Annotated in this window: 27 protein-coding genes; 26 read left to right on the forward strand and 1 reads right to left on the reverse strand. The window is 38.6% G+C overall.

The features are described from left to right. The first annotated feature begins 49 nt into the window (after positions 1-49). From rpsH to yidC, 22 genes are all read left to right on the forward strand, one after another. Positions 50-448: a 30S ribosomal protein S8 gene (gene rpsH / locus Q0M21_RS12050; RefSeq protein WP_131476286.1), complete on the forward strand. Its 399-nt coding sequence runs from the start codon at positions 50-52 to the stop codon at positions 446-448. A gap of 14 nt (positions 449-462) precedes the next feature. Further along, positions 463-1,005, forward strand: a complete 543-nt coding sequence (gene rplF / locus Q0M21_RS12055) for a 50S ribosomal protein L6 (protein ID WP_295338677.1) — start codon at positions 463-465, stop codon at positions 1,003-1,005. Positions 1,006-1,016: 11 nt separating this feature from the next. Beyond that, entirely contained in the window at positions 1,017-1,370 is a 354-nt protein-coding gene (gene rplR / locus Q0M21_RS12060) for a 50S ribosomal protein L18 (RefSeq protein WP_290877988.1), read from the forward strand. A gap of 3 nt (positions 1,371-1,373) precedes the next feature. Continuing rightward, positions 1,374-1,898, forward strand: a complete 525-nt coding sequence (rpsE, locus tag Q0M21_RS12065; protein ID WP_171222711.1) for a 30S ribosomal protein S5 — start codon at positions 1,374-1,376, stop codon at positions 1,896-1,898. Between the two features lie 12 nt (positions 1,899-1,910). Next, positions 1,911-2,093, forward strand: a complete 183-nt coding sequence (gene rpmD, locus Q0M21_RS12070; protein ID WP_131476282.1) for a 50S ribosomal protein L30 — start codon at positions 1,911-1,913, stop codon at positions 2,091-2,093. 15 nt (positions 2,094-2,108) lie between these two features. Continuing rightward, positions 2,109-2,561: a 50S ribosomal protein L15 gene (gene rplO / locus Q0M21_RS12075; protein WP_295338683.1), complete on the forward strand. Its 453-nt coding sequence runs from the start codon at positions 2,109-2,111 to the stop codon at positions 2,559-2,561. A gap of 11 nt (positions 2,562-2,572) precedes the next feature. Then, positions 2,573-3,916, forward strand: a complete 1,344-nt coding sequence (gene secY, locus Q0M21_RS12080) for a preprotein translocase subunit SecY (RefSeq protein WP_295338686.1) — start codon at positions 2,573-2,575, stop codon at positions 3,914-3,916. Between the two features lie 5 nt (positions 3,917-3,921). Next, positions 3,922-4,137 carry a translation initiation factor IF-1 gene (gene infA, locus Q0M21_RS12085; protein ID WP_026725626.1) on the forward strand — a complete coding sequence of 72 codons (216 nt, stop codon included), beginning with the start codon at positions 3,922-3,924 and terminating at the stop codon, positions 4,135-4,137. An 11-nt stretch (positions 4,138-4,148) separates the two neighbouring features. Continuing rightward, positions 4,149-4,265, forward strand: a complete 117-nt coding sequence (gene ykgO / locus Q0M21_RS12090; RefSeq protein WP_002987490.1) for a type B 50S ribosomal protein L36 — start codon at positions 4,149-4,151, stop codon at positions 4,263-4,265. A gap of 3 nt (positions 4,266-4,268) precedes the next feature. Next, positions 4,269-4,643: a 30S ribosomal protein S13 gene (gene rpsM / locus Q0M21_RS12095; RefSeq protein ID WP_290877559.1), complete on the forward strand. Its 375-nt coding sequence runs from the start codon at positions 4,269-4,271 to the stop codon at positions 4,641-4,643. Between the two features lie 8 nt (positions 4,644-4,651). Then, positions 4,652-5,035, forward strand: coding sequence for a 30S ribosomal protein S11 (gene rpsK / locus Q0M21_RS12100; protein WP_133533891.1), 384 nt, complete (start codon positions 4,652-4,654; stop codon positions 5,033-5,035). Positions 5,036-5,115: 80 nt separating this feature from the next. Continuing rightward, positions 5,116-5,721 (forward strand): 30S ribosomal protein S4, encoded by a 606-nt coding sequence (gene rpsD / locus Q0M21_RS12105; RefSeq protein ID WP_295338697.1) that lies wholly within the window; start codon positions 5,116-5,118, stop codon positions 5,719-5,721. A 21-nt stretch (positions 5,722-5,742) separates the two neighbouring features. Then, entirely contained in the window at positions 5,743-6,735 is a 993-nt protein-coding gene (locus Q0M21_RS12110) for a DNA-directed RNA polymerase subunit alpha (RefSeq protein ID WP_295338700.1), read from the forward strand. Between the two features lie 63 nt (positions 6,736-6,798). After that, on the forward strand, positions 6,799-7,398 hold the full coding sequence (rplQ, locus tag Q0M21_RS12115; RefSeq protein ID WP_295338702.1) for a 50S ribosomal protein L17: 600 nt from the start codon (positions 6,799-6,801) through the stop codon (positions 7,396-7,398). 387 nt (positions 7,399-7,785) lie between these two features. Continuing rightward, entirely contained in the window at positions 7,786-8,907 is a 1,122-nt protein-coding gene (gene carA / locus Q0M21_RS12120) for a glutamine-hydrolyzing carbamoyl-phosphate synthase small subunit (protein ID WP_295338705.1), read from the forward strand. Positions 8,908-9,123: 216 nt separating this feature from the next. Next, positions 9,124-10,416, forward strand: a complete 1,293-nt coding sequence (eno, locus tag Q0M21_RS12125; protein ID WP_295338708.1) for a phosphopyruvate hydratase — start codon at positions 9,124-9,126, stop codon at positions 10,414-10,416. Positions 10,417-10,523: 107 nt separating this feature from the next. Beyond that, the gene (gene guaA / locus Q0M21_RS12130; protein ID WP_295338711.1) at positions 10,524-12,053 is read left to right on the forward strand and encodes a glutamine-hydrolyzing GMP synthase; all 1,530 of its coding nucleotides are present in this window, start codon (positions 10,524-10,526) and stop codon (positions 12,051-12,053) included. Positions 12,054-12,148: 95 nt separating this feature from the next. Beyond that, a complete protein-coding gene (locus tag Q0M21_RS12135) occupies positions 12,149-14,167 on the forward strand; it encodes a LysM peptidoglycan-binding domain-containing protein (protein WP_295338714.1) in 2,019 nt (672 codons plus the stop codon). Beyond that, the gene (locus Q0M21_RS12140) at positions 14,167-14,571 is read left to right on the forward strand and encodes an OsmC family protein (RefSeq protein ID WP_295338717.1); all 405 of its coding nucleotides are present in this window, start codon (positions 14,167-14,169) and stop codon (positions 14,569-14,571) included. Before Q0M21_RS12135 ends, Q0M21_RS12140 begins: the two co-directional genes overlap by 1 nt. A gap of 2 nt (positions 14,572-14,573) precedes the next feature. Next, complete coding sequence (locus Q0M21_RS12145) at positions 14,574-14,810, forward strand: DUF3820 family protein (protein ID WP_295338802.1); 237 nt, start codon at positions 14,574-14,576, stop codon at positions 14,808-14,810. Between the two features lie 141 nt (positions 14,811-14,951). Continuing rightward, positions 14,952-16,565, forward strand: a complete 1,614-nt coding sequence (locus Q0M21_RS12150) for a CTP synthase (protein WP_295338722.1) — start codon at positions 14,952-14,954, stop codon at positions 16,563-16,565. A 45-nt stretch (positions 16,566-16,610) separates the two neighbouring features. Then, positions 16,611-18,506 (forward strand): membrane protein insertase YidC, encoded by a 1,896-nt coding sequence (gene yidC / locus Q0M21_RS12155; RefSeq protein WP_295338725.1) that lies wholly within the window; start codon positions 16,611-16,613, stop codon positions 18,504-18,506. A gap of 72 nt (positions 18,507-18,578) precedes the next feature. Here yidC and Q0M21_RS12160 read toward each other — a convergent pair whose 3' ends face one another. Then, on the reverse strand, positions 18,579-19,598 hold the full coding sequence (locus Q0M21_RS12160; protein ID WP_295338729.1) for a fasciclin domain-containing protein: 1,020 nt from the start codon (positions 19,596-19,598) through the stop codon (positions 18,579-18,581). A gap of 326 nt (positions 19,599-19,924) precedes the next feature. Here Q0M21_RS12160 and Q0M21_RS12165 point away from each other — a divergent pair, with 326 nt between their 5' ends. The 4 genes from Q0M21_RS12165 to Q0M21_RS12180 are packed head-to-tail and all read left to right on the forward strand — an operon-like array spanning position 19,925 to position 24,471. Next, positions 19,925-20,629, forward strand: a complete 705-nt coding sequence (locus Q0M21_RS12165; protein WP_295338732.1) for a hypothetical protein — start codon at positions 19,925-19,927, stop codon at positions 20,627-20,629. Positions 20,630-20,666: 37 nt separating this feature from the next. Beyond that, positions 20,667-21,854 (forward strand): tRNA 2-thiouridine(34) synthase MnmA, encoded by a 1,188-nt coding sequence (mnmA, locus tag Q0M21_RS12170; protein WP_295338735.1) that lies wholly within the window; start codon positions 20,667-20,669, stop codon positions 21,852-21,854. Between the two features lie 28 nt (positions 21,855-21,882). Then, complete coding sequence (locus Q0M21_RS12175) at positions 21,883-23,505, forward strand: S8 family serine peptidase (RefSeq protein ID WP_295338739.1); 1,623 nt, start codon at positions 21,883-21,885, stop codon at positions 23,503-23,505. Between the two features lie 21 nt (positions 23,506-23,526). Next, on the forward strand, positions 23,527-24,471 hold the full coding sequence (locus Q0M21_RS12180; RefSeq protein WP_295338742.1) for a nitronate monooxygenase: 945 nt from the start codon (positions 23,527-23,529) through the stop codon (positions 24,469-24,471). Positions 24,472-24,711 lie beyond the last annotated feature (240 nt).

Genomic DNA, 24,711 nt, shown 5'->3' on the forward strand with positions numbered 1-24,711 from the left:
GTTCAGGGGAATAGTTTCTTTTGAAAACCGTTGCCGAATTTTAATAAATATGTATACAGATCCAATTGCAGATTATCTTACGAGAGTTAGAAATGCAGTGATGGCTAACCACAAAGTGGTAGAAATCCCGGCTTCTAACTTGAAAAAAGAAATCACGAAGATTTTATTCGATCAAGGATATATCTTGAGCTACAAGTTTGATGACAGTACTGTACAAGGTACCATCAAAATCGCTTTGAAGTATGATAAAGATACTAAAGAGCCGGTAATTAAAGATATCCAAAGAATTAGTAAACCAGGTTTACGTAAATATGCAGGTGCTGCAAAACTACCTAGAATCCTTAACGGATTAGGAATTGCTATCGTTTCCACTTCAAAAGGTTTGATGACCGGTAAACAAGCTAAGCAATTAAATGTTGGTGGAGAAGTAATTTGTTACGTATACTAAAAAACAGTTAAACAATGTCAAGAATAGGTAAAAATCCAATTTCGATTCCTGCAGGTGTAACTGTTGATGTAAACGCTACTACAGTTACTGTAAAAGGAAAATTAGGTCAACTTTCACAAGAGTACTCAGATGTAACAGTAAAAGTTGAAGAAGGTCAAGTAATCGTTGAAAGATCTTCTGATAATAAAGAACACAGAGCAAAACACGGATTATACAGAGCCTTAATCAACAATATGATTGTAGGAGTATCTGATGGTTTTACAAAAGAATTAGAATTGGTTGGAGTAGGTTACAGAGCTTCTAATCAAGGTCAAAAATTAGACTTAGCCTTAGGTTTTTCACATAATATCGTTTTAGAAGTAGCTCCTGAAGTAAAATTGGAAACGATTTCTGAAAAAGGGAAAAACCCAATCGTTAAGTTGACGTCTCACGATAAACAACTTTTAGGATTAATTTCTGCCAAAATCAGAGGTTTCCGTAAGCCTGAACCTTACAAAGGAAAAGGAGTTAAGTTTGTTGGTGAAGTATTAAGAAGAAAAGCAGGTAAATCAGCGTAAAAATTAGCATTATGTCATTAACAAAAACTGAAAGAAGACAAAGAATTAAATTCAGAATCAGAAAGATTGTTAGCGGTACTGCTGCTAAACCAAGATTATCTGTGTTCAGAAGTAATAAAGAAATCTATGCGCAACTCATTGATGATGTGAATGGAGTTACTTTATTAGCTGCTTCATCAAAAGATAAAGGAGTTGATCTAAAAGGTACTAACGTTGAAATCGCTGCTGCTGTTGGAAAACTTGCTGCCGAAAAAGCGTTAAAAGCCGGTATTACAGAAGTAACTTTCGACAGAGGAGGTTATTTGTACCACGGTCGTATTAAATCATTAGCTGAAGGCGCAAGAGCCGCTGGACTTAAATTCTAATATATTATGTCTAAATACAAAAATGTAGAATTAGTAAAACCTAGCGGTCTTGAATTAAAAGATCGTTTGGTAAGTGTAAATCGTGTTACCAAAGTAACCAAAGGAGGTAGAGCTTTCGGGTTTTCTGCTATCGTGGTTGTAGGTGATGAGAATGGTGTAGTTGGTCACGGATTAGGAAAATCTAAAGATGTTTCTGAAGCTATTGCTAAAGCAGTAGAAGATGCAAAGAAAAACTTAGTTAGAATTCCGTTAAGTGGTCAATCTGTACCTCACGAACAAAAAGGAAAATTTGGTGGAGCTGCTGTATATTTAATGCCTGCGTCTCACGGTACCGGAGTTATTGCCGGTGGTGCTGTACGTGCGGTATTGGAGTCAGTTGGGGTTCACGACGTATTGTCAAAATCTCAAGGTTCATCAAACCCTCATAACGTAGTTAAAGCAACTTTTGATGCTTTATTGCAAATGAGAAGTGCCGTTACTGTTGCCAAACAGAGAGGTATTTCTTTAGAGAAAGTTTTTAAAGGTTAATTCAAGGAAATTATGGCTAAATTATTAGTAAAACAAGTTAGAAGCAAAATCAACTGTCCTCTTACCCAAAAAAGAGGATTGGAAGCTTTAGGTCTTCGTAGAATGGGACAAGTTGTGGAGCATGATTCAAATCCGGCTATCCTTGGAATGATAAATAAAGTTAAACACTTAGTTTCCGTTGAGGAAGTTAAATAATAAATCATCATAGTTATGAATTTAAGTAACTTACAACCGGCTGAAGGTTCAACACACAATCAAAATAAAAGAGTAGGTAGAGGAGAAGGTTCTGGAAAAGGTGGTACTGCTGCACGTGGACACAAAGGAGCTAAATCTCGTTCAGGTTACTCTAAAAAGATTGGTTTTGAAGGAGGTCAAATGCCACTTCAAAGACGTGTGCCTAAGTTTGGTTTCAAGAACATTAACAGAGTAGAATATCAAGGAGTAAATCTTGATACACTTCAAGCTTTAGTAGATAACGGAATCGTAACAGATACTGTAGATTTTGCAGTGTTGGTTGAAAATCGTTTAGCTACCAAAACTGAAGTTGTTAAGATTTTAGGCAGAGGAGAATTAAAAGCAAAATTAAAAGTAACTGCTCACAAGTTTACTGCTACTGCAAAAGCGGCTATTGAAGCTGCCGGTGGTGAAGCTGTAACCTTATAATTGATATTACAATGAAGAAATTTTTTGAATCATTAAATAATGTTTGGAAAATAGAAGAACTAAGAAACAGAATCGTGTTTACGCTCGGTTTGTTATTGGTTTATCGATTTGGTGCGCATGTAACTTTGCCGGGCATTGATGCAACTCAGTTGGAAAACTTAGCCGATCAAACAGAAAATGGTATTGGTTCAATACTGGATATGTTTACCGGAGGAGCTTTCTCTAAAGCATCAGTTTTTGCTTTAGGTATCATGCCTTACATCTCAGCTTCAATTGTTGTTCAATTAATGGGTATCGCTATCCCTTACCTGCAAAAATTGCAAAAAGACGGAGAAAGCGGTAGAAAGAAATTGAATCAGATCACCAGATGGTTAACTATAGCCATTACATTAGTACAAGGACCTGGTTATTTATATAACTTGCATTCAACCCTTCCGGGCAATGCTTTCCTTTTGCCAATTGATTCATTCCAATTTCTTTTCTCGTCAGTATTAATTTTAACTACGGGTACTATTTTCTCCATGTGGTTAGGTGAAAAAATTACTGATAAAGGTATAGGTAACGGTATTTCCTTGTTAATCATGGTAGGTATCTTAGCCAGATTACCGCAAGCATTAATTCAAGAATTCACCTCTAAGGTTACTAATAACAATGGTGGACCAATGGTGTTGGTTTTCGAAATAGTAGTATGGTTGTTAGTAATCATCGCTTGTGTATTATTAGTAATGGCAGTTAGAAAAATTCCGGTACAATACGCTCGTCGTACAACCACCGGAGATTTCGAACAAGACATGATGGGTGGAAACAGACAATGGATTCCGTTAAAATTGAATTCTGCAGGAGTTATGCCAATCATCTTCGCACAAGCTATTATGTTTATTCCGGCTGCTTTAGCAGGTCTTTCAAATTCTGAAACTTCCCAGTCTATTGCCGGTACATTCAGTAATATGTTCGGATTTTGGTACAACTTTGTTTTTGCTTTGTTGATTTTGATTTTCACCTTCTTCTACACGGCAATTACAGTTCCGACCAATAAAATGGCAGATGATTTAAAAAGAAGCGGTGGTTTTATTCCTGGTGTTAAACCTGGTGTAGAAACGGCAGATTTCTTAGATAAGATCATGTCTCTTATAACATTCCCGGGCTCATTATTTTTAGCATTAATCGCTGTGTTCCCAGCTATTGTTGTTAGTCTTGATGTGCAACAATCTTGGGCAATGTTCTATGGTGGTACTTCACTAATTATTATGGTGGGAGTTGCTATTGACACTATTCAACAAATAAATTCTTATTTATTGAATAAACACTATGACGGATTGATGAAAAGTGGTAAAAATAGAAAAGCAGTAGCTTAATTTTTATGGCAAAACAATCAGCAATAGAACAAGACGGAACCATCATTGAAGCATTATCCAATGCGATGTTTCGTGTAGAATTAGAAAACGGACACGTTGTAATTGCTCATATTTCCGGAAAAATGCGTATGCATTACATCAAATTGTTACCAGGTGACAAAGTGAAATTGGAAATGAGCCCTTACGATTTATCCAAAGCAAGAATTACTTATAGATACTAAAGCTAACTAATATGAAAGTAAGAGCATCAGTTAAAAAAAGAAGTGCCGAGTGCATTATCGTACGTCGCAAAGGCAGATTGTACGTGATTAATAAAAAGAATCCTAGATTTAAACAAAGACAAGGATAAGTTATGGCAAGAATAGCAGGGGTAGACATCCCAAAAAACAAAAGAGGAGTTATCGCTTTGACCTACATCTTCGGAATTGGTAAAAGCAGAGCTATTGAGATTTTAGAAAAAGCTCAAGTTAGCCAAGATAAAAAAGTTCAAGAGTGGAATGACGACGAAATCGGAGCAATCCGTGATGCCGTTTCATACTACAAAATTGAAGGTGAGCTTCGTTCAGAAGTGTCATTGCACATCAAACGTTTGATGGATATCGGATGTTACAGAGGAATCCGTCACAGATCTGGTCTTCCTTTAAGAGGACAAAGAACTAAGAACAACTCTAGAACAAGAAAAGGTAAAAGAAAAACTGTTGCTAACAAGAAAAAAGCAACTAAATAATAAATAGTATGGCTAAAACGACTGCAAAAAAACGTAAAGTTATCGTTGAATCAACGGGTGAGGCTCATATTAATGCAACCTTCAACAACATCATCATTTCGTTAACTAACAAAAAAGGTGAAGTTATTTCTTGGTCTTCAGCCGGTAAAATGGGCTTCAGAGGTTCTAAAAAGAACACTCCGTACGCAGCTCAAATGGCTGCCGAAGATTGTGGAAAAGTTGCTTTAGAAGCTGGTCTTAAAAAAGTAAAAGTATATGTTAAAGGACCTGGTAACGGACGTGAGTCTGCTATCAGATCTATTCATAACTCAGGTATTGAAGTAACCGAAATCATCGACGTTACACCAATGCCGCACAACGGATGTCGTCCTCCTAAAAGACGTAGAGTATAATTATAGTATAATCAAGGCAGAACCAAGGTTATCGAAGGATTCGACCTGAATTCATAACCTCTGTCTTAAAACAATTTAAAATGGCAAGATATACTGGTCCAAGTACAAAAATCGCCCGTAAATTCGGCGAAGCAATTTTCGGAGAAGACAAAGCCTTCGAAAAAAGAAATTACCCTCCGGGACAACACGGAATGGCAAAAAAACGCGGTAAAAAATCCGAGTATGCTGTTCAGTTAATGGAGAAACAAAAAGCAAAATACACTTACGGTATTTTGGAAAAACAATTCAGAAACTTGTTCGAAAAAGCGGCTGCTTCTAAAGGAGTAACCGGTGAAATTCTTTTACAATTATGTGAAGCTCGTTTAGACAACGTAGTATACAGAATGGGAATTGCACCTTCAAGAAGAGCTGCAAGACAAATCGTTTCTCACCGTCACATCACAGTTAACGGTGAATTGGTAAACATCCCGTCTTACCACTTGAAAGCCGGTGATAAAGTAGCTGTTCGTGAAAAATCTAAATCTGTTGAAGCTATCGAGCGTTCATTAGCCAACTCTTCTCACGTATACGAGTGGATTACATGGAATAACGATACTAAAGAAGGAACTTTTGTTTCTGTTCCTCAAAGACTTCAAATTCCAGAAAACATCAAAGAACAATTAATCGTAGAGTTGTACAACAAATAATAATTGACATTCGTCTAAATTATGGCAATATTTAATTTTCAGAAGCCCGATAAAGTTATCATGATCGATTCTACCGATTTTGAAGGTAAATTTGAATTCAGACCTTTAGAACCGGGATACGGATTGACCGTAGGTAATGCCCTTAGAAGAGTTTTACTTTCTGCTTTAGAGGGATATGCCATCACTTCGGTTCGTATCGAAGGCGTTGAGCATGAGTTCTCTACTATTTCAGGAGTGGTAGAAGATGTAACCGAAATTATCCTTAACCTTAAACAAGTACGTTTCAAACGTCAAATTGAAGAGGTTGATAACGAAACGGTTTCTATCTCTATCTCCGGAAAAGACCAAATTACAGCAGGTGACTTCCAAAAGTTCATCTCTGGATTCCAAGTGTTAAACCCGGAATTGGTAATTTGTAATCTTGACAGCAAAGTAAATCTTAACATGGAATTGACTATCGAGAAAGGTCGTGGTTATGTTCCTGCTGAGGAGAACAAAAAACAAAATGCAGCTATCGGTACCATTTTCATCGATTCTATTTTTACTCCGGTAAAAAATGTGAAATACGCGATTGAAAACTTCCGTGTGGAGCAAAAAACAGATTACGAAAAATTGGTTTTTGAAATCAAAACTGATGGTTCAATCAATCCGAAAGATGCCCTAACAGAAGCTGCTAAAGTTTTGATTCACCACTTTATGTTGTTCTCCGATGAGAGAATCACATTGGAAGCTGATGAAATTGCTCAAACAGAATCTTACGACGAAGAATCATTACACATGAGACAACTGTTGAAAACCAAATTGGTTGATATGGACTTGTCTGTAAGAGCCTTGAACTGTTTGAAAGCAGCCGAAGTTGACACCTTAGGAGATCTTGTATCTTTCAATAAAAACGACTTAATGAAGTTCCGCAATTTTGGTAAAAAATCATTAACTGAGTTAGATGAGTTGGTAGCCAACAAAAATTTGACTTTCGGAATGGACTTAAGCAAATATAAACTAGATAAAGAATAAATTACTTCATATTTTGCTCTCCAAAGCGGATTGTAGCAAGATGAAGGTTAAAAAAAGTACGTCATGAGACACGGAAAAAAAGTAAATCACTTAAGCAGACAAACCGGACACAGAAAGTCTATGTTGGCTAATATGGCTTGTTCTCTTATCGAGCACAAACGCATTATTACCACTGTTGCTAAAGCCAAAGCGCTTAAACAATTTGTTGAGCCGTTAGTAACCAAATCAAAAGAAGATACTACGCACAACAGACGTATTGTTTTCGCTTACATCAGAAACAAATATGCAGTAACTGAATTGTTCAGAGAAGTAGCTGCTAAAGTTGGTGACCGTCCGGGAGGATACACTCGTATCATCAAGTTAGGGAACCGTTTGGGAGATAACGCTGATATGGCCATGATCGAGTTGGTAGACTTCAACGAACTATACAACGGAGGTAAAAAAGAGGAGAAAAAAGGTAGAACACGTCGTGCTAAAAAATCGACTTCAACCGAGAAAGCTCCTGTAGCAGCTGCACCTAAAGCAGAAGCTCCTGCACAGGTTGTAGAAGATGTAGTGGAAGAAACTCCGGCTGTTGAAGAAACTCCGGTAGCAGAAGCTCCTGCCGCAGACCAAACGCCTGAAGCTCCGGCTGACGAAGAATCTAAAGAAGAGCAAGCCTAATGGTTGCCCACTCTTAAATATAAAGGATAAACAGTTTTGTTTATCCTTTTTTTTTGCACTATTCTGAACATTGTAGAGGTTTAGAATCGAATGGCTCGGGATTTACCGGCATACCATTTTCCCGCTTTGCGTTACAATCTTTACTGTTTGTCACCCTGAGCGCAGTCGAAGGGCTTTTTCCAAAAACAGTAAAGGATTTCCACTTCACACGAGTGTAGCGAATTGCCGAAGGAATCGGGGCTAAAAGGAATCTTAAGGAATGTTTATAAACTTTAATAATTCCGTTTTATAATCACAACACAATAAAGTAATTTTGCCTATAGCTAACTAAAACTGTCACCCTGAGCTTGTCGAAGGGCAACAACTAACACACACACAGCACAACAAATGAAGTACACTACAAGACCACAAGCCTTACTACTACTATCCGACGGTACTATTTTCTATGGTAAATCCATCGGTATCTCAGGGAAAACCTTCGGAGAAGTTTGTTTCAACACCGGAATGACCGGTTACCAGGAAATCTTCACTGATCCATCCTATTTCGGACAAATCATGGTTGCCACCAATCCGCACATCGGTAACTACGGTGTTAACGCCAACGAAGTCGAAGCCGATAAAATCATGATTTCAGGATTGGTGTGTAAAAATTTCAGTTTTACCCATTCGCGCCCCGACTCAGAAAGCAACTTATACGACTATTTCGAAAAGCAAAATCTTATCTGTATTTCCGATGTCGATACCCGCGCTTTAGTGAGTTACATCCGAGACAACGGCGCCCAAAACGCCGTAATTTGCACCGATGGTACTCCGATAGAAGAATTAAAAACCTTACTGGCTCAAGTACCGGATATGAAAGGTTTAGAGTTAGCCTCCAAAGTATCGGTAACCGAACCGTACTTTTTCGGTGACGAAAACGCTACTTATAAAATTGCCGCTCTCGACTTAGGCATCAAAAGAAACATCTTGAGAAACCTAGCCAAACGCGATTGCTACATTAAAGTGTTTCCGTACAACACGCCGTTTGAAGATTTAAAATCCTTTAATCCAGATGGTTATTTCTTGTCCAACGGTCCCGGCGATCCGGAGCCGTTAACTGAAGTAATTGAAACGGCTAAACAAATGATTGCATCTGACAAACCGGTTTTCGGAATTTGTCTCGGTCACCAAATCATTGGTTTAGCTAACGGTGTTTCAACTTATAAAATGTTCAACGGTCACCGAGGAATAAATCATCCTGTCATGAACGTGCTAACTGGAAAAGGAGAAATAACTTCGCAAAACCACGGATTTGCTGTCAACAGAGAAGAACTGGAAAAACATCCCGATTTGGAAATTACACACTATCACATCAACGACAATACCGTAGCCGGAATGCGCATGAAATCTAAAAATTGTTTCTCGGTGCAATACCATCCGGAAGCCAGTCCGGGACCACACGACGCCGAGTATTTGTTTGACGAGTTTGTAGCCAATATCGAGAAAGCCAAAACCTTACAAACGGTTTAAGGCTGCTTCATTAGCCCCGATGGGAAGCGTTACCGCGTAACTCGGACAGCGGGAATATGGACAACAAAAAAGCCCGAATCATTCGCTACTGAAAATTCGACAATACTAAATCGTTTGCGTTAATAACATTCGGCTCAATTGTCAAATTCTTAAATAAAGATGGAATATATTTGTGATATAGCTAAAATCTAATATCAAATATTTAATATTATAAAAATGAGTATTATTATCAAAGTACACGCAAGACAAATCTTGGACTCCAGAGGAAATCCGACTATTGAAGTAGATGTAGTAACCGAAAACGGCGTTCTAGGTCGCGCTGCTGTTCCCAGCGGAGCTTCTACCGGCGAACACGAAGCGGTAGAGTTGAGAGATGGCGGAAAAGCCTATATGGGGAAAGGTGTTTTGAAAGCCGTGGAGAATGTCAATACTAAAATTGCTCCGGAATTGATGGGCGTTTCGGTTTTCGAACAAAACCACATCGACCAATTGATGATTGATTTAGACGGAACGGCTAATAAATCTAACTTAGGTGCCAATGCCATTTTAGGGGTTTCTTTAGCTGTAGCCAAAGCGGCTGCTAACGAATTAGGTTTGCCTTTGTACCGTTACGTTGGTGGTGTTTCTGCCAATACTTTGCCGGTGCCGATGATGAACATCATCAACGGTGGGTCACACTCTGATGCGCCAATCGCGTTTCAAGAGTTTATGATTATGCCGGTAAAAGCCCAAAATTTTACCCACGCCATGCAAATGGGAACTGAGATTTTCCACCACTTGAAAAAAGTGTTACACGACCGACATTTGTCGACAGCCGTTGGTGATGAAGGTGGTTTCGCGCCTAACTTAGCCGGTGGCACTGAAGACGCTTTGGATACGATTAAAAAAGCGGTTGAAAATGCCGGTTACAAATTCGGAGATGAAGTAATGATTGCTTTAGATTGTGCTGCCTCTGAATTTTATGTAGACGGAAAATACGATTACACCAAATTCGAAGGTGCTACCGGAAAAGTAAGAACCTCAAAAGAGCAAGCTGAATATTTGGCTTCTTTGGCGGCTAATTATCCTATTATTTCCATCGAAGACGGAATGTACGAAGACGATTGGGAAGGCTGGAAATACTTAACCGAGTTAATTGGCGACAAAGTACAGTTGGTTGGAGACGATTTATTTGTAACCAACGTACAACGTTTGTCAACCGGAATCGAAAAAGGCATTGCGAATTCTATCTTAGTAAAAGTAAACCAAATCGGTACTTTAACAGAAACTATCGCTGCCGTTAATATGGCACACAATGCGGGTTACACTTCCGTAATGTCTCACCGTTCGGGAGAAACTGAAGACAATACGATAGCCGATTTAGCGGTAGCGTTAAATTGTGGTCAAATCAAGACCGGTTCTGCTTCGCGTTCCGACCGTATGGCGAAATACAACCAATTGTTGCGCATTGAGGAAGAATTGGCTAATACAGCTTATTTCCCGGGTGTAAAAGCGTTTAAACAGAAGTAATCGTATTTACTATAATTCAAAAAGCATCTCTCAAAGGGATGCTTTTTTATTTGGCTAAATGTCGGTTTTCGATTTTTTATTTTCAACTGAGAGTGCTACTTTTGCACATGCAACACAACGTACTTATTTTAGATTTCGGTTCGCAATACACACAACTTATTGCACGCCGCGTTCGCGAATTAAACATATTCTGCGAAATTTTCCCTTACAATCATTTTCCGGATGATTTATCGACCTACAAAGCAGTTATCCTTTCGGGTAGCCCTTATTCTGTGAGAGCTGAAGACGCTCCTCATCCTGATTTATCTCAAATTCGAGGCAAAATGCCTTTGTTAGCCGTGTGCTACGGAGCGCAATATTTAGCACATTTTAATGGTGGTGAAGTAGCGCCGAGTAACATTCGTGAATACGGTCGCGCCAATTTGTCTTTCATCAAAGATGATGAAGCCTTTTTTGACGAAATCGCCTTAAACAGTCAGGTTTGGATGAGTCATAGCGACACCATCAAACAATTGCCAACTAACGGTGTTTTATTGGCCAGTACCAAAGACGTGGCCAATGCAGCCTATCGCATTGAAGGGGAAAAAACCTATGCGATTCAATTCCATCCCGAAGTATACCATTCTACCGACGGAAAACAGCTCTTAGAAAATTTCTTAGTCAAAATAGCGGAAGTACCACAAAACTTTACGCCAAACGCTTTTGTAGAAGATTGCGTTAAAGAATTGCAAGAAAAATTACAAAACGACAGAGTAGTCCTTGGTTTGTCCGGCGGTGTAGATTCTACCGTAGCAGCCGTTTTATTGAACAAAGCTATCGGTAAAAACTTGTACTGTATTTTTGTGAATAACGGTTTATTGCGCAAAAACGAATTCGAAAACGTCTTGCACCAATACAAAGACATGGGCTTGAACGTAAAAGGCGTAGATGCCACCGATCGTTTTATGGAAGCTTTAGCAGGAGTGGAAGACCCGGAGGCCAAACGCAAAGCTATTGGTCGTGTATTTATCGAAGTGTTTGACGATGAAGCCCATCGCATCGAAGATGTGAAATGGTTGGCACAAGGCACGATTTACCCTGATGTGATCGAGTCTGTTTCGGTGAAAGGACCAAGCGCAACCATCAAGTCACACCACAATGTAGGCGGTTTGCCCGATTACATGAAACTACAAATCGTTGAACCATTGCGCATGTTATTCAAAGATGAAGTGCGTCGCGTTGGTAAAACATTAGGTATTGATCCGGAGCTTTTAGGCAGACATCCATTCCCGGGACCGGGCTTGTCCATCCGAATTTTGGGGGCGATTACACCGGAGAAAGTTAGAATACTACAGGAAGTGGATGCTGTTTTTATCAACGGTTTGAAAGAGCACGGCTTATACGATAAAGTTTGGCAGGCAGGCGCCATCTTGTTGCCGGTGAATAGTGTAGGCGTTATGGGAGATGAACGAACTTACGAAAAAGTTGTAGCCTTGCGTGCTGTAGAATCTACAGACGGAATGACCGCCGATTGGGTACATTTGCCTTACGAATTCCTGATGAAAATCTCCAATGAAATTATCAATAAAGTAAAAGGAGTAAACCGAGTAGTGTATGATATCAGCTCAAAACCGCCCGCCACAATTGAATGGGAATAGTTTTTGTTAACCAAAAATAGTTAATGAAAAAGAAGGCAATTCCTATTGCGTTTCAAAAGATTTGTTAACTTTAACGTTAAATAAAGTATCTGTTTATGAAAAACCGAATTATTTTCTCAATGCTATTTGTACTGAGTGTCACGTTTAATACGTCGGCAAAGCAGGATAAATACGTGAAGCATACTGTAGCTCAAGGGGAAACAATTACGATGATTGCGCAAAAATACAAGGTTACACCTTATGATATTTACAAACTCAATCCCGACTCTCAGAATGGGATTGAACTCAACAGCGTATTGTTAATTCCGCCTACTGTAGCAACATCGACTTTTTCAGCAGAAGAGAAACAAACTACTCCCAAGGCCAAAGGGAATTCGACCACTCATTTGGTACAGCCTAAAGAGACTTTGTTCAGTTTGTCCAGACAATACGGTGTTAGTGTTGATGCTATAAAATCCGCCAATGCAGAGTTGTTAAAAGACGGATTGAAAATCGGTCAAACCATCAGAATTCCATCTGCAGTTGCACATCAGGAAACTTATGAGAAGCCTGTAACAGCGCCGAAAGAAACTCCAAAGCCAGTAGTAAAATCGGAATCTAAACCTGAAGTGACAAAGGCAAATGTTACTTATCACACTATCGAACCTAAAGAAACCAAATACGGTATTTCTAAAAAATACGGAATGACCATACAGGAATTGGAGCGATTGAATCCGGCTATTGTTAACGATTTTCCGGTTGGCTTAAAGTTGGTGATTTCCGGTAACCCTGAAAGTAAAACGGGAGCTGAAAGCAGTAGAACTAAAGAAGAAACACCAAAAGCACCTACAGTGAGTACCAAAAAATACTTGGAAGAATATGTAGTGCGTCCAAAAGAAACCATCTCCAGCATTGCTAACGATTACGGGATGACCGAACAAGAATTAATAGCTTTGAATCCCGAATTGAAAAAAGGCGTTAAGTTGGGTATGATTCTCCGAGTTCCCAAAGGGCAACGCAAAGAGCCTATCAAAAAAGAACAAGGCAATTTAATGAAGAAAATAAATACTAATGCGAGAAAACAACTCGCATTACTTTTACCGTTTAATATCAGCAAAATTGAAAGTGATACGGTGAATTCAACCCAAGCGCGTTTGAAGAAAGACAAGTTTCTCAACATGACCTTGGATTTTTATTCAGGTGCTTTAATGGCCATCGATTCGGCTCGGGTATTGGGAATGAATGTCGATATCAAAATTTTAGATTCTCAGGAAACCAAGAATACGTTTGATGCTGCTTCATTAGTAACCGAAAATAATCTTAGTGCTATGGATGCGGTAATCGGACCATTCTATCAAGCGAATGTAGAAAAACTGGCTGAAATGTTGCAGTCAACCAATACGCCGGTAATTTCTCCCTTATCCAAAGAATCAGGGAAGAAGTTCAGCAACCTTTACCAATCCATGCCTTCGTTAGAGCAAATGCGGGCCTCCATTTTCGAGTTTATGAATGCGAAAGCTGGTAATGTTGTAGCTGTAGTCGATCCGAAAAAAGGGAGTGTGAAACAGTACTTGCAAGAAAATCAAGCCAGTGCCAGAATCGTCGGATTGTCGGCTAAGAATACTTTTTCGGCGGATAGTTTGAGAGTTTGCCTGAAAAAAGACAAGATGAATTATGTTGTATTAGCTTCAGAAAGCACCGGGATGATTTTGGCTACTACCAATGCTATGTTAGCGGCCCAAAAGGACTATCAAGTGCAATTGGTAATTATGGAGCCGAACGAAACCTTAGATTTTGAAGAAATTTCCTTGACGCGATTGACCAAATTAAAATTGTTATATCCATCGTTGACCCGTCCGAATGAAAGTGTTGAAGCCAATCAGTTTGATGTCAAATACAAAAAGCTAAACAAGATTATTCCTAATGCTTTTGCTATTCGAGGTTTCGATGTGACTTTCGATACGTTATTGCGCTTATCTCAGGAGAAAACATTCGAACAAACAATTCAATTCGATGACTCGGAGCAAATAGAAAGCAAATTCAATTACAATCCTAACAGTACTCACGGCTATTCCAATAGCGGAATTTACATCCTGTACTACGATACTGATTTATCCATCAAAGAAGCCTCATAATGCCTACTTCAAAAGTTACTTATTTGGGAGAATTAAGAACCTCTTCCGTTCATTTACAATCCGGTAGCGAAATCATCTCCGATGCGCCCATCGACAACAACGGTAAAGGAGAAGCTTTTTCACCAACCGATACCGTGGCTAATGGTTTAGCCAGTTGTATGTTTACTGTTATGGGTATCAAAGCCCGAGAAATGGGTGTTGATTTTTCAGGCTCAACAGCCGAAGTGACTAAAGTGATGGCAGCCGATCCGAGAAGGATTTCAGAAATTCACGTGACTTTCAATATGAGTATCGAAGCCGACGAGAAGACTAAAACCATTTTAGAAAGAACGGCTTTGACTTGTCCGGTTCACTACAGTTTACATCCGGATATTAAACGTGAAATCGTGTTTAATTGGAAGTAATTTTGAACGACCAACAAAAACTCCTCATCAAACTCGCCCATACCAAAATGCCCTTCGGTAAATACGAAGGCTATTATCTTATTGACTTACCCGAACATTATGTGGTTTGGTATTCTCAAAAAGGATTTCCTAAAGGCGCTTTGGGTGAACAATTAAAGTTGGTTTATGAGTTGAAATTAAACGGTTTAGAAGCCTTGGTGCGCAACATCAAAAAACAGTATCCTAAGAAAGATTTTTAGAATGTTAGACTGCTTAGACAGCTCAGATTATTGGATTCTCTTTTTTCTAAAAATCTAACGTTCTAACAATCTAACAATCGAATTATAATCGTATTTTTGCCTCGTTTTTTAAAACAACAACAACACAACATACAACTTACAATGAATCCAACTAAGTACATTTTTGTTACCGGCGGTGTGACTTCCTCTTTGGGGAAAGGAATCATCGCGGCTTCTTTGGCTAAACTACTTCAGGCTAGAGGATACCGAACTACTATTCAAAAATTTGACCCTTATATCAATGTCGATCCCGGAACTTTAAATCCTTACGAACATGGCGAATGTTTTGTAACCGATGATGGTGCTGAAACGGATTTGGATTTAGGACACTATGAGCGATTTTTAAATGTGCCGACTTCTCAAGCCAACAATGTTACTACCGGTAGGGTTTACCTTTCGGTGATTGAAAAGGAGCGAAGAGGAGAATTTCTGGGCAAAACCGTTCAAGTTGTACCACACATTACCAACGAAATCAAAGATCGTATGCAGTTGCTCGGAAAATCGGGCGACTACGATATTGTTATCACCGAAATTGGCGGTACTGTCGGCGATATTGAATCGTTACCTTATATCGAATCAGTGCGTCAGCTGGTTTGGGAGTTGGGAGAAAGCAACAGTATTGTAGTCCATCTGACCTTAATTCCATACTTGGCAGCAGCAGGTGAATTGAAAACAAAACCAACCCAACACTCGGTTAAGACTTTGATGGAAAGCGGAATTCAAGCTGATATTTTGGTGTGTAGAACCGAACATGAATTGTCCGATGAATTGCGTCAAAAATTAGCCTTGTTTTGCAATGTAAAACGCGAAGCCGTAATCCAATCCATCGATGCTTCTACTATTTACGAAGTGCCGAATCTAATGTTGGAAGAAGGATTGGATATCGTTGCCCTGAAGAAATTAAATCTGCCGAAAAAATCCGCACCGGATTTAAAAAACTGGAATACCTTTTTACACCGATTGAAACATCCGAAGCAAACTGTAAATGTAGGTTTGGTTGGGAAATACGTCGAGTTGCAAGATTCTTATAAATCGATTTTAGAAGCTTTTATCCACGCCGGAGCCGCCAATCAAACTAAAGTGAATGTCATCAGTATTCATTCGGAGTATTTGGATGAAACCAATGCTGCCGAACAGTTACAAGGATTAGATGGTATTTTAGTCGCGCCAGGATTTGGAGGAAGGGGTATTGAAGGTAAGATTGAAACCGTTCGCTATGCCAGAGAAAATAACATTCCTTTTTTCGGAATTTGTTTGGGAATGCAAATGGCCGTTATCGAGTATGCTCGAACCGTATTGGGTTGGAAAGATGCCAATTCTACCGAGATGAACGACGAAACCCAGCATCCGGTTATTGCCTTAATGGAAGAACAAAAAAATATCACCGACAAAGGCGGTACTATGCGTTTGGGTTCCTGGAAATGCGACTTGCAAGAAGACAGTTTGGCGTATAAAATTTATGGTAAAAACCAAATTCAAGAACGCCATCGTCATCGCTACGAATACAATAACGATTACAGAAAACAGTTGGAAGCCGCTGGTTTGAGTACATCGGGTGTTAATCCTGAAACCGGTTTGGTGGAAATTGTGGAATTGAAAAACCACCCTTTTTTCATCGGTGTCCAATACCATCCGGAATATAAGAGTACCGTTGCCAATCCGCACCCAATTTTTGTTAGCTTTGTGGCCGCAATGGTAAATCATAAAAAACAGTAAGCAACTAAGTGGTCTTTGTTGCTTCTTACGACTAATAATTAAAAAATGGAACAAAAGAAATTTGATTTTAATTCGATTATCGGTTTTGCCTTAATCTTTATCATTATCCTATGGATGATGTATAACAACCGTCAAGACGAAATTAAGGAGGAAGCCAAAGCCAAAACAGAAAAAGCAATTCAAGCCAAAAGCAACAAAGAAAATACCAAAGCAGTTGCCCAAACTATCACTGATACTACAGTAGGTGATTCGGTTAAAATACAACAATTGCAAGGCAAATTAGGTAGCTTTGCTTACTCAGCAACTTTGCCATCTGCTAAAGAAGCCTTTACTACTCTTGAAAACGATTTGGTGATTTTAAAAATTGCCAACAAAGGGGGGTACATTGCAGAAGCCACTTTAAAAAACTTTAAGAAGTTCGATAAAAATTCGAAAGAGTTGGTTGAGTTGATCAAAGACAACAATGCCTATTTCAATTTACAATTGCAAACCAAAGACAATCGAATACTTAATACAAAAGATTTATTTTTCGAGCCAACATTAACTACTGTAGACGGCAATCAGGTTTTGTCGATGAAGCTAAAATCTAGCGATAACGCTTTCTTGGAATACAAATATGTGTTAAAGCCAAAAGACTATATGTTGGATTTCGATATCCGTACTCAAGGATTGAATTCGGTATTGAATACTTCAAAACCTGTCGATTTCCAATGGGATATGAAAACGTATCGCAATGAGAAAAGTATCTCTTATGAAAATCGTTATGCGGAAATTGTATTTGAATACGAAGAAGGAAAAGATGATTATGTAAGTCAAGGCAGAGATCAAGAAGAAACGCCGGAAAAAGTGACTTACATCGCATACAAACAACATTTCTTTACTTCAGTATTATTAACCAAAACACCATTTGAAAAAGCAAGTTTAAAATCGCATGATTTGGTGCAGGATGAAGAGAAGGACACTATTTTTACTAAAGAGTTTAAAACTACCTCTGCTTTGGCGTTTAACAATGGCGAGTTAGATTATAAAATGAATTGGTTTTACGGACCTGCCGATTATACCTTGTTAAATAACTACGATAGAAATTTAGATGAAATTATTCCGTTAGGTTGGGGTATTTTCGGTTGGATTAACAAATTCATTTTTGTGCCTTTGTTTGGTTTCTTGAGTACCTTTATGGGATTGGGTATCGCCATTATAGTATTTACTATTTTGATTAAGATTGCCATGTCGCCAATTACTTTTAAGTCGTTTTTATCGCAAGCCAAAATGAAAGTGTTGCGTCCTGAGATTATGGAAATCGGTGAAAAATTCAGTAAAGATCCGATGAAAAAACAACAGGAAACGATGAAGTTGTATAACAAAGCCGGTGTGAATCCTATGGCGGGTTGTATTCCGGCCTTAATTCAGATTCCGTTTATGTATGCTTCCTTCCAGTTCTTCCCGTCAGCCATCGAGTTAAGACAAAAAGGATTCTTATGGGCAGAGGATTTATCTTCTTTTGATGAGATTGCGAAATTGCCTTTCCGTATTCCGGTTTATGGAGATCATATCAGTTTGTTCCCGATTTTAGCTTCTATCGCTATTTTCTTCTATATGAAAATGACTTCGGGTGATCAGGTGATGTCACAACCACCACAAGAAGGTATGCCGGATATGGGGAAAATCATGAAAATTATGATTTATTTATCACCGGTAATGATGTTGTTGTTCTTCAATAACTACGGTTCAGGTTTGAGTTTGTATAACTTTATTTCCAACTTAATTACTATCGGTATCATGTTGGTTATTAAGAAATACTTTATCGACAGCGATAAAATTCACGCTCAAATTCAAGAGAATAAAGCCAAGCCAAAAACAGAAAGCAAGTTCCAAAGAAAGATGAGAGAAATGATGGAGCAAGCTGAAGAGCAAAAGAGACTTCAAGGCAAAAAAAAATAATCTAACAGATTATTCTAAAATAAAAAAGGCGCAGTTTTAAACTGCGCCTTTTCTTTTCCATAGCAAAGAAAATTATAAGGCAGGTAATAATACTTTATCTAATACGTGAATTACACCGTTGCTTCCTTGAATATCTGTAGTAATGATATTGCTTGCAGGTCTGGCAGGAGTGAAAGCACCTGTAATTTTAGCACCACCAGTTAATGAGAAAGTAATGTTCTGACCGTTTAAAGTAGGTACTACACCGGCAGAGGAACCTGATACAATTCCCGATAAAGCTGATGAGCGAACATTACCGGCAACAGCGTGGTACTGTAATACACTTGAAAATTGAGCTCCGGTTGGAGAGATTCCGGCAGTGCTAAGCTCAGAAAGCAAACTGGTAAAAGCAGCATTGTTAGGTGCAAATAGAGTAGCCGGAGAAGCAGGGGTTAATCCGCTCAAAGCACTTAAAACAGCGCTCTGATCACCAAAAGCACCACCAGTACTAGTTACCACAGTTTGTAAAGTGTCAAATTCAGGATTGTCAACTACGTGGTCTACTAAAGTTGGAATTTGTATCACTCTGTTTACAATGTGGATTACACCATTGCTGGCATCAACGTCAGCAGTTGAAACAACTGCCCCTTTGCTGTCAGCACCACCATTGATAGTAACAGTCGCACCTGATTTTTGCACAAACATGCTTATAGTAGGTGCATTAGCTGCCGTAGTGATTGGTGATAAAGTAGAAACGTAAACTGAAGCAGGAATATCTGAGCTTTTGATTTCAGTAGCTACTACATGGTTCAATAAAATGTTTCTCAATACATTCACATCAACATTGTCAACAGTTACTCCGGAACCTAGCGAACTGAAGAATGTTTGAAATGCCGCATTAGTTGGAGCAAATACGGTAAACTGGCCAGAACCGTTAAGGGTTGCAGTTAGACCTGTACGGTTCAAAGCTGTCACTAATGTTGAAAAGTCAGCATTACCGCTAGCAATTTCAGCAATAGTTTGTTGTTGTGGAGTGTTGTTGTCATCATCGCTGCAAGACAACATCGTTAAAGCAATACATGCTAAAGACAATTTTTTGATTAGATTTTTCATAATAATTTTTTGTTTAATGTTTTGGCTAAATTAGTAAACATTGTTTAACTAATTTTGTTAAAAGATAAACAAAACTTAAATTTATAAATACTTTAACAGTTTTGTTTGACTTTTGAAACACTTTGCTTTTGAGGGTGTTATGTGTTTTTCTTCTATTTTTCCTTGATTTTTCTTATTTTATCAGTGTCAGAAAAGTTAAACAAATCGAAGAACTTTTTTTAAAATAAATTTAACAGTTGCAGTTGTAATAAAACCCGATGTTTTTCCGTTACAAGAATTAGTATAAATTTGTACCGAATAAAGCGCTGAAATAAAACCTCACATTTATGAAATATATCTTTCTTTTTTTGTTCTCAAGTGTTTTTGCCTTGGCGCAGGATTATAATAAATTAGACGAAAACGGTAAAAAGCACGGACTTTGGAAAGGTTTTTATGAAGAGTCTAAACGTCCGCGTTATGAAGGGACATTCGATCATGGTAAAGAAGTCGGCTTATTTAAGTTTTTTGACGATACCAAAGCCGGAACAGTCATAGCAACGCGTGAGTTCAATCCGAAAGACAATTCTTGTTACACCATTTTTTACAATCAAAAAAGCAACAAAGTCAGCGAGGGAAAAGTAGTGAACAAGCAATTTGAAGGCGAATGGAAGTATTATCATGAAAATTCTCCGGCTATCATGACTTTAGAATTTTATGTGAATGGAAAACTTAATGGTGTTCGCAAAGTGTTTTACAAAAGTGGTGTTTTGGCAGAAGAGACTACTTATAAGAATGGAGTGAAAGACGGCGTGTATAAAAGCTATACTGAAAACGGTATTGTACTTGAAGAAACTAATTATAAGAACGGACAATACGAAGGTAAAGCAACTTTCAGAACAGCCGATAACAATTTGGCAGCTGAAGGTATTTATAAAAACGGAAAAAAAGTAGGCCTGTGGAAAGTGCTGGAGAAAGGTAAGCTCAAAGACGTTAACATGGACAAGCAAGGGCGCAAATTCCAAAAAAGAGTTAAACCTCTACAAGAAAACTAAATATTAGCCTAATTTTGCAACAAATTTTTTAAATCAAATGAAAAGAGTTGTTGTCGGATTGTCAGGCGGTGTTGATTCCAGTGTTGCTGCCTATTTACTAAAAGAGCAAGGTTACGAAGTGATTGGGCTTTTTATGAAAAATTGGCACGATGATTCGGTAACTATTTCCAATGAGTGTCCGTGGTTGGAAGACAGTAACGATGCGCTTCTGGTAGCCGAAAAACTCGGTATTCCTTTTCAAACAGTTGATTTAAGCGAACAGTACAAAGAGAAAATCGTCGACTATATGTTCAAGGAATACGAACAAGGTCGTACACCTAATCCCGATGTATTGTGTAATCGAGAAATTAAGTTCGATGTTTTCATGAACATTGCCTTAAGTTTAGGTGCCGATTATGTGGCTACAGGTCATTATTGTCGCAAAGCCGAAACAGTAGTCAATGGTCAATCGGTATACCAATTACTCGCCGGTAAGGACGGAAACAAAGACCAATCTTATTTTCTTTGTCAGTTATCCCAAGAACAATTGTCCAAAGCACTTTTCCCAATTGGCGAGCTGACCAAACCGGAAGTGCGTGAAATAGCAATGCAATTAGATTTAGTAACCGCTGAGAAAAAAGATTCCCAAGGATTGTGCTTTATCGGAAAAGTACGCCTGCCTGAATTTTTACAACAGCAATTGCAACCTAAGGAAGGCTTGATTTATGAGATAGCCGCTGACAGCAAAATTTACCGTAAAGAAAAGCCGGTTTTTCATTCTTTAGAAGAGCAATTAGCCTATGAATCCAAAGGAATAACCTATACTCCGGAAGATGGTAAAGTGGTAGGAAAACATCAAGGTGCGCATTATTTTACGATTGGACAACGAAAAGGACTGAATGTTGGCGGAACCAAAGAAGCGCTATTCATCATTGCTACAGACGTTAAAACCAACGCGATTTATACTGGTCAAGGGCAAAATCATCCGGGTTTGTTTAGAAGAGTACTTCGAGTACAGCCTTCTGAAATTCATTGGATTCGAGAAGATTTAGCACTGAAAAACGGAGAAACCATGCAAGTCATGGCCCGAATTCGTTACCGACAAGCCTTGCAAAAAGCCACTTTATATCAATTCGAAAGCGGATTGTATGTAGCTTTTGAGGAACCGCAGTCAGCTATAACCGAAGGCCAGTTTGTAGCTTGGAATATAGGCGATGAATTAGTTGGATCGGGAGTAATTTCATAAATTAGCACTTTACAAATGGTAAGGCGCTATGAAAAAATGGTATTATTTTACTTTTTTATTGCTGACAGCTGTCAGTTTTGCGCAAGAAGATGCTTGGGTATACTTCAATAACAAACCTAATGCGCAATATTACTTAGACAATCCTTTGGCAATGCTTTCACAAAGAGCCTTGGATAGAAGAACAAATCAAAATATTGCTATCAATATTCAAGATGTGCCTATCCATCAGTCTTATGTAGATCAAATCGAGGCAATTCCCGCAATAGAAGTAAAGGCCAAATCCAAATGGATGAATGCGATACACGTTAGAGGAAGTTTGGAAGTTATTAATGGCTTAGCCGAAATTGAATTTGTTCATCATATTGAATATGCCAACAAAAGCCTCAATATCTCAGGAAGAAACCAAGCCTCAGCTCAGAATAATTCTTCCAATAGTATCAATAAAGTCTTAGAAACTCAGATTGATTTCGCTTATGGCAACTCCGGAAATCAAGCACAAATGCTTAACTTACATCAGTTACACCAACAGAATTTCACGGGAAGCGGAAAGATTATAGCAGTCATGGATGCCGGTTTTCCCGGTGTGGATACGGCGAATCCTTTTCAACGTTTAAGAGATAATAATTTAATTCTTGGCGGCTATAATTTTGTGGGACAATCCAGCGAGTTTTACACTTCGAATTCACACGGAACCTTGGTGCTTTCCACTATGGGTGGTTATGTAGAAAATCAGTTGATTGGAACTGCTCCCGATGCACAGTATTATCTATTCATTACAGAAGATGCAGCATCTGAGAATCCGTTGGAAGAAAGTTATTGGGTCGAAGCTGCTGAAATGGCGGATTATTTGGGCGCAGATATTATCAATACTTCTTTGGGTTACTTTCAGTATGACAATCCCAACTACAATTACACTTACGCCAATATGGACGGTGCTACCTCATTTATCTCCAGAGGTACTAACATCGCTTTTAGCAAAGGAATGATTTGTGTTTCGAGTGCCGGGAATTCAGGTTCAGGACCAAATCCATACGTGGCTGTTCCGGCAGATGCTTTACACGGATTTGCTGTTGGAGCCGTAAAGGCCGATGAAACCTATGCTACTTTTAGTTCTATTGGTCCAACGTTTGACCAAAGGATAAAACCCGATGTTATGGCGCAAGGGCAAGGTGCCGTTGTGTCGAGTGTCACCGGAACCATAGGTGTGGCCAACGGGACTTCGTTTTCCGGACCAATCATGGCGGGCGCTATTGCGAGTTTCTGGCAAGCTATTCCTTGGGCTACTAATCAACAAGTATTGGATTTTATCCGACAATCAGCCGATAGATATGCGAATCCGACTTCACAGTTTGGGTATGGAATCCCCGATTTTCAAACGGCTTTGAATTTGGCACAACTGTCAGTCAATGATGCTACTCTTGGTAGGTTTTTAGTCTATCCAAATCCGGTTGCAGAAAACTTAAAAGTATCTTTCCCTAATCATTTTGATTCAGCCACGATTTCCATATTTAATAATTTAGGACAATTAGTGTTGGCGCAAAACATCCAATCCGGTTTCGATATAGATTTAGAGTCTTTTTCCTCCGGGATTTATCTCTATACAATCAAGAGTCGCGATTTTGTACAAACCGGGAAGTTAATCAAGAAATAAACTTAACCCTTTCTTATAATAATGAATAAAATTACCCAGCTTTTTAATATCAAATATCCCATAATTCAAGGAGGAATGATTTGGAACAGCGGTTATAAATTAGCTAGTGCTGTTAGTAATGCCGGTGGATTAGGATTAATCGGCGCTGGATCGATGTATCCCGATGTACTCAGAGAACACATTCAAAAATGTAAGGCAGCTACGGACAAGCCTTTTGGAGTCAATGTGCCAATGCTTTATCCCAATATTGAAGAAATCATTCAAATTATTATTGAAGAAGGCGTGAAGGTGGTGTTCACTTCTGCAGGAAATCCCAAAACATGGACAAGTCATTTGAAAGCTCACGGAATTACCGTAGTTCATGTGGTGAGCAGTTCTAAATTTGCTTTAAAAGCGCAAGAAGCAGGGGTAGATGCTGTTGTGGCAGAAGGTTTTGAAGCAGGAGGACATAATGGTAGAGAAGAGACAACAACTTTAACCTTAATTCCTATGGTGAAAGAAAAAATTTCAATTCCGTTAATTGCGGCAGGAGGAATAGCCACCGGAAGAGGAATGTTGGCTGCTATGGTTTTAGGTGCAGATGGTGTGCAAATGGGATCAAGATTTGTAGCTTCGTTTGAAAGTTCTGCCCATGAAAATTTCAAAAAAACTGTCCTTTTAGTGAAAGAAGGGGATACCCAAGTCACTTTAAAAGAGTTGGCGCCGGTTAGGCTAATCAAAAATAAATTTTATGAAGATTTACAAGAGTTGTATGCTAAATGTCCTTCAATTGAAGAGTTGAAAGCGCTTCTAGGTCGTGCCAGAGCTAAAAGAGGAATGTTCGAAGGGGATTTAACTGATGGCGAATTGGAAATAGGGCAGATAGCCGGATTAATTCACGAAGTTATGTCTGTTGAGGATATTATCAATGAAGTTATCGCTGAGTTTAATGAGGTGAAGCATTCTTTGAGTCAGCCTCTTTTTTAAAGAAGTAAGATTTTTACAATTAATTGTTGATAGGTTTTCTTTTAGCTAAACTTATCAACAATTTTTATTTTTAAACACATTCATTTTTTATTGATAACTTCATTTTTGTTTTAAGTTTTTTCATTTAAATAATTGATTAGCATTTTCTTGTGTTTAAAAGTCATGTCGCAATCATTGTTAATAATGTTGATTATTTTGTTTATAATATTTTAACAAGTCAAAATCTGTGTTGAAAATTAT

Source organism: Flavobacterium sp. (assembly GCF_024710485.1).
Lineage (GTDB): Bacteria > Bacteroidota > Bacteroidia > Flavobacteriales > Flavobacteriaceae > Flavobacterium.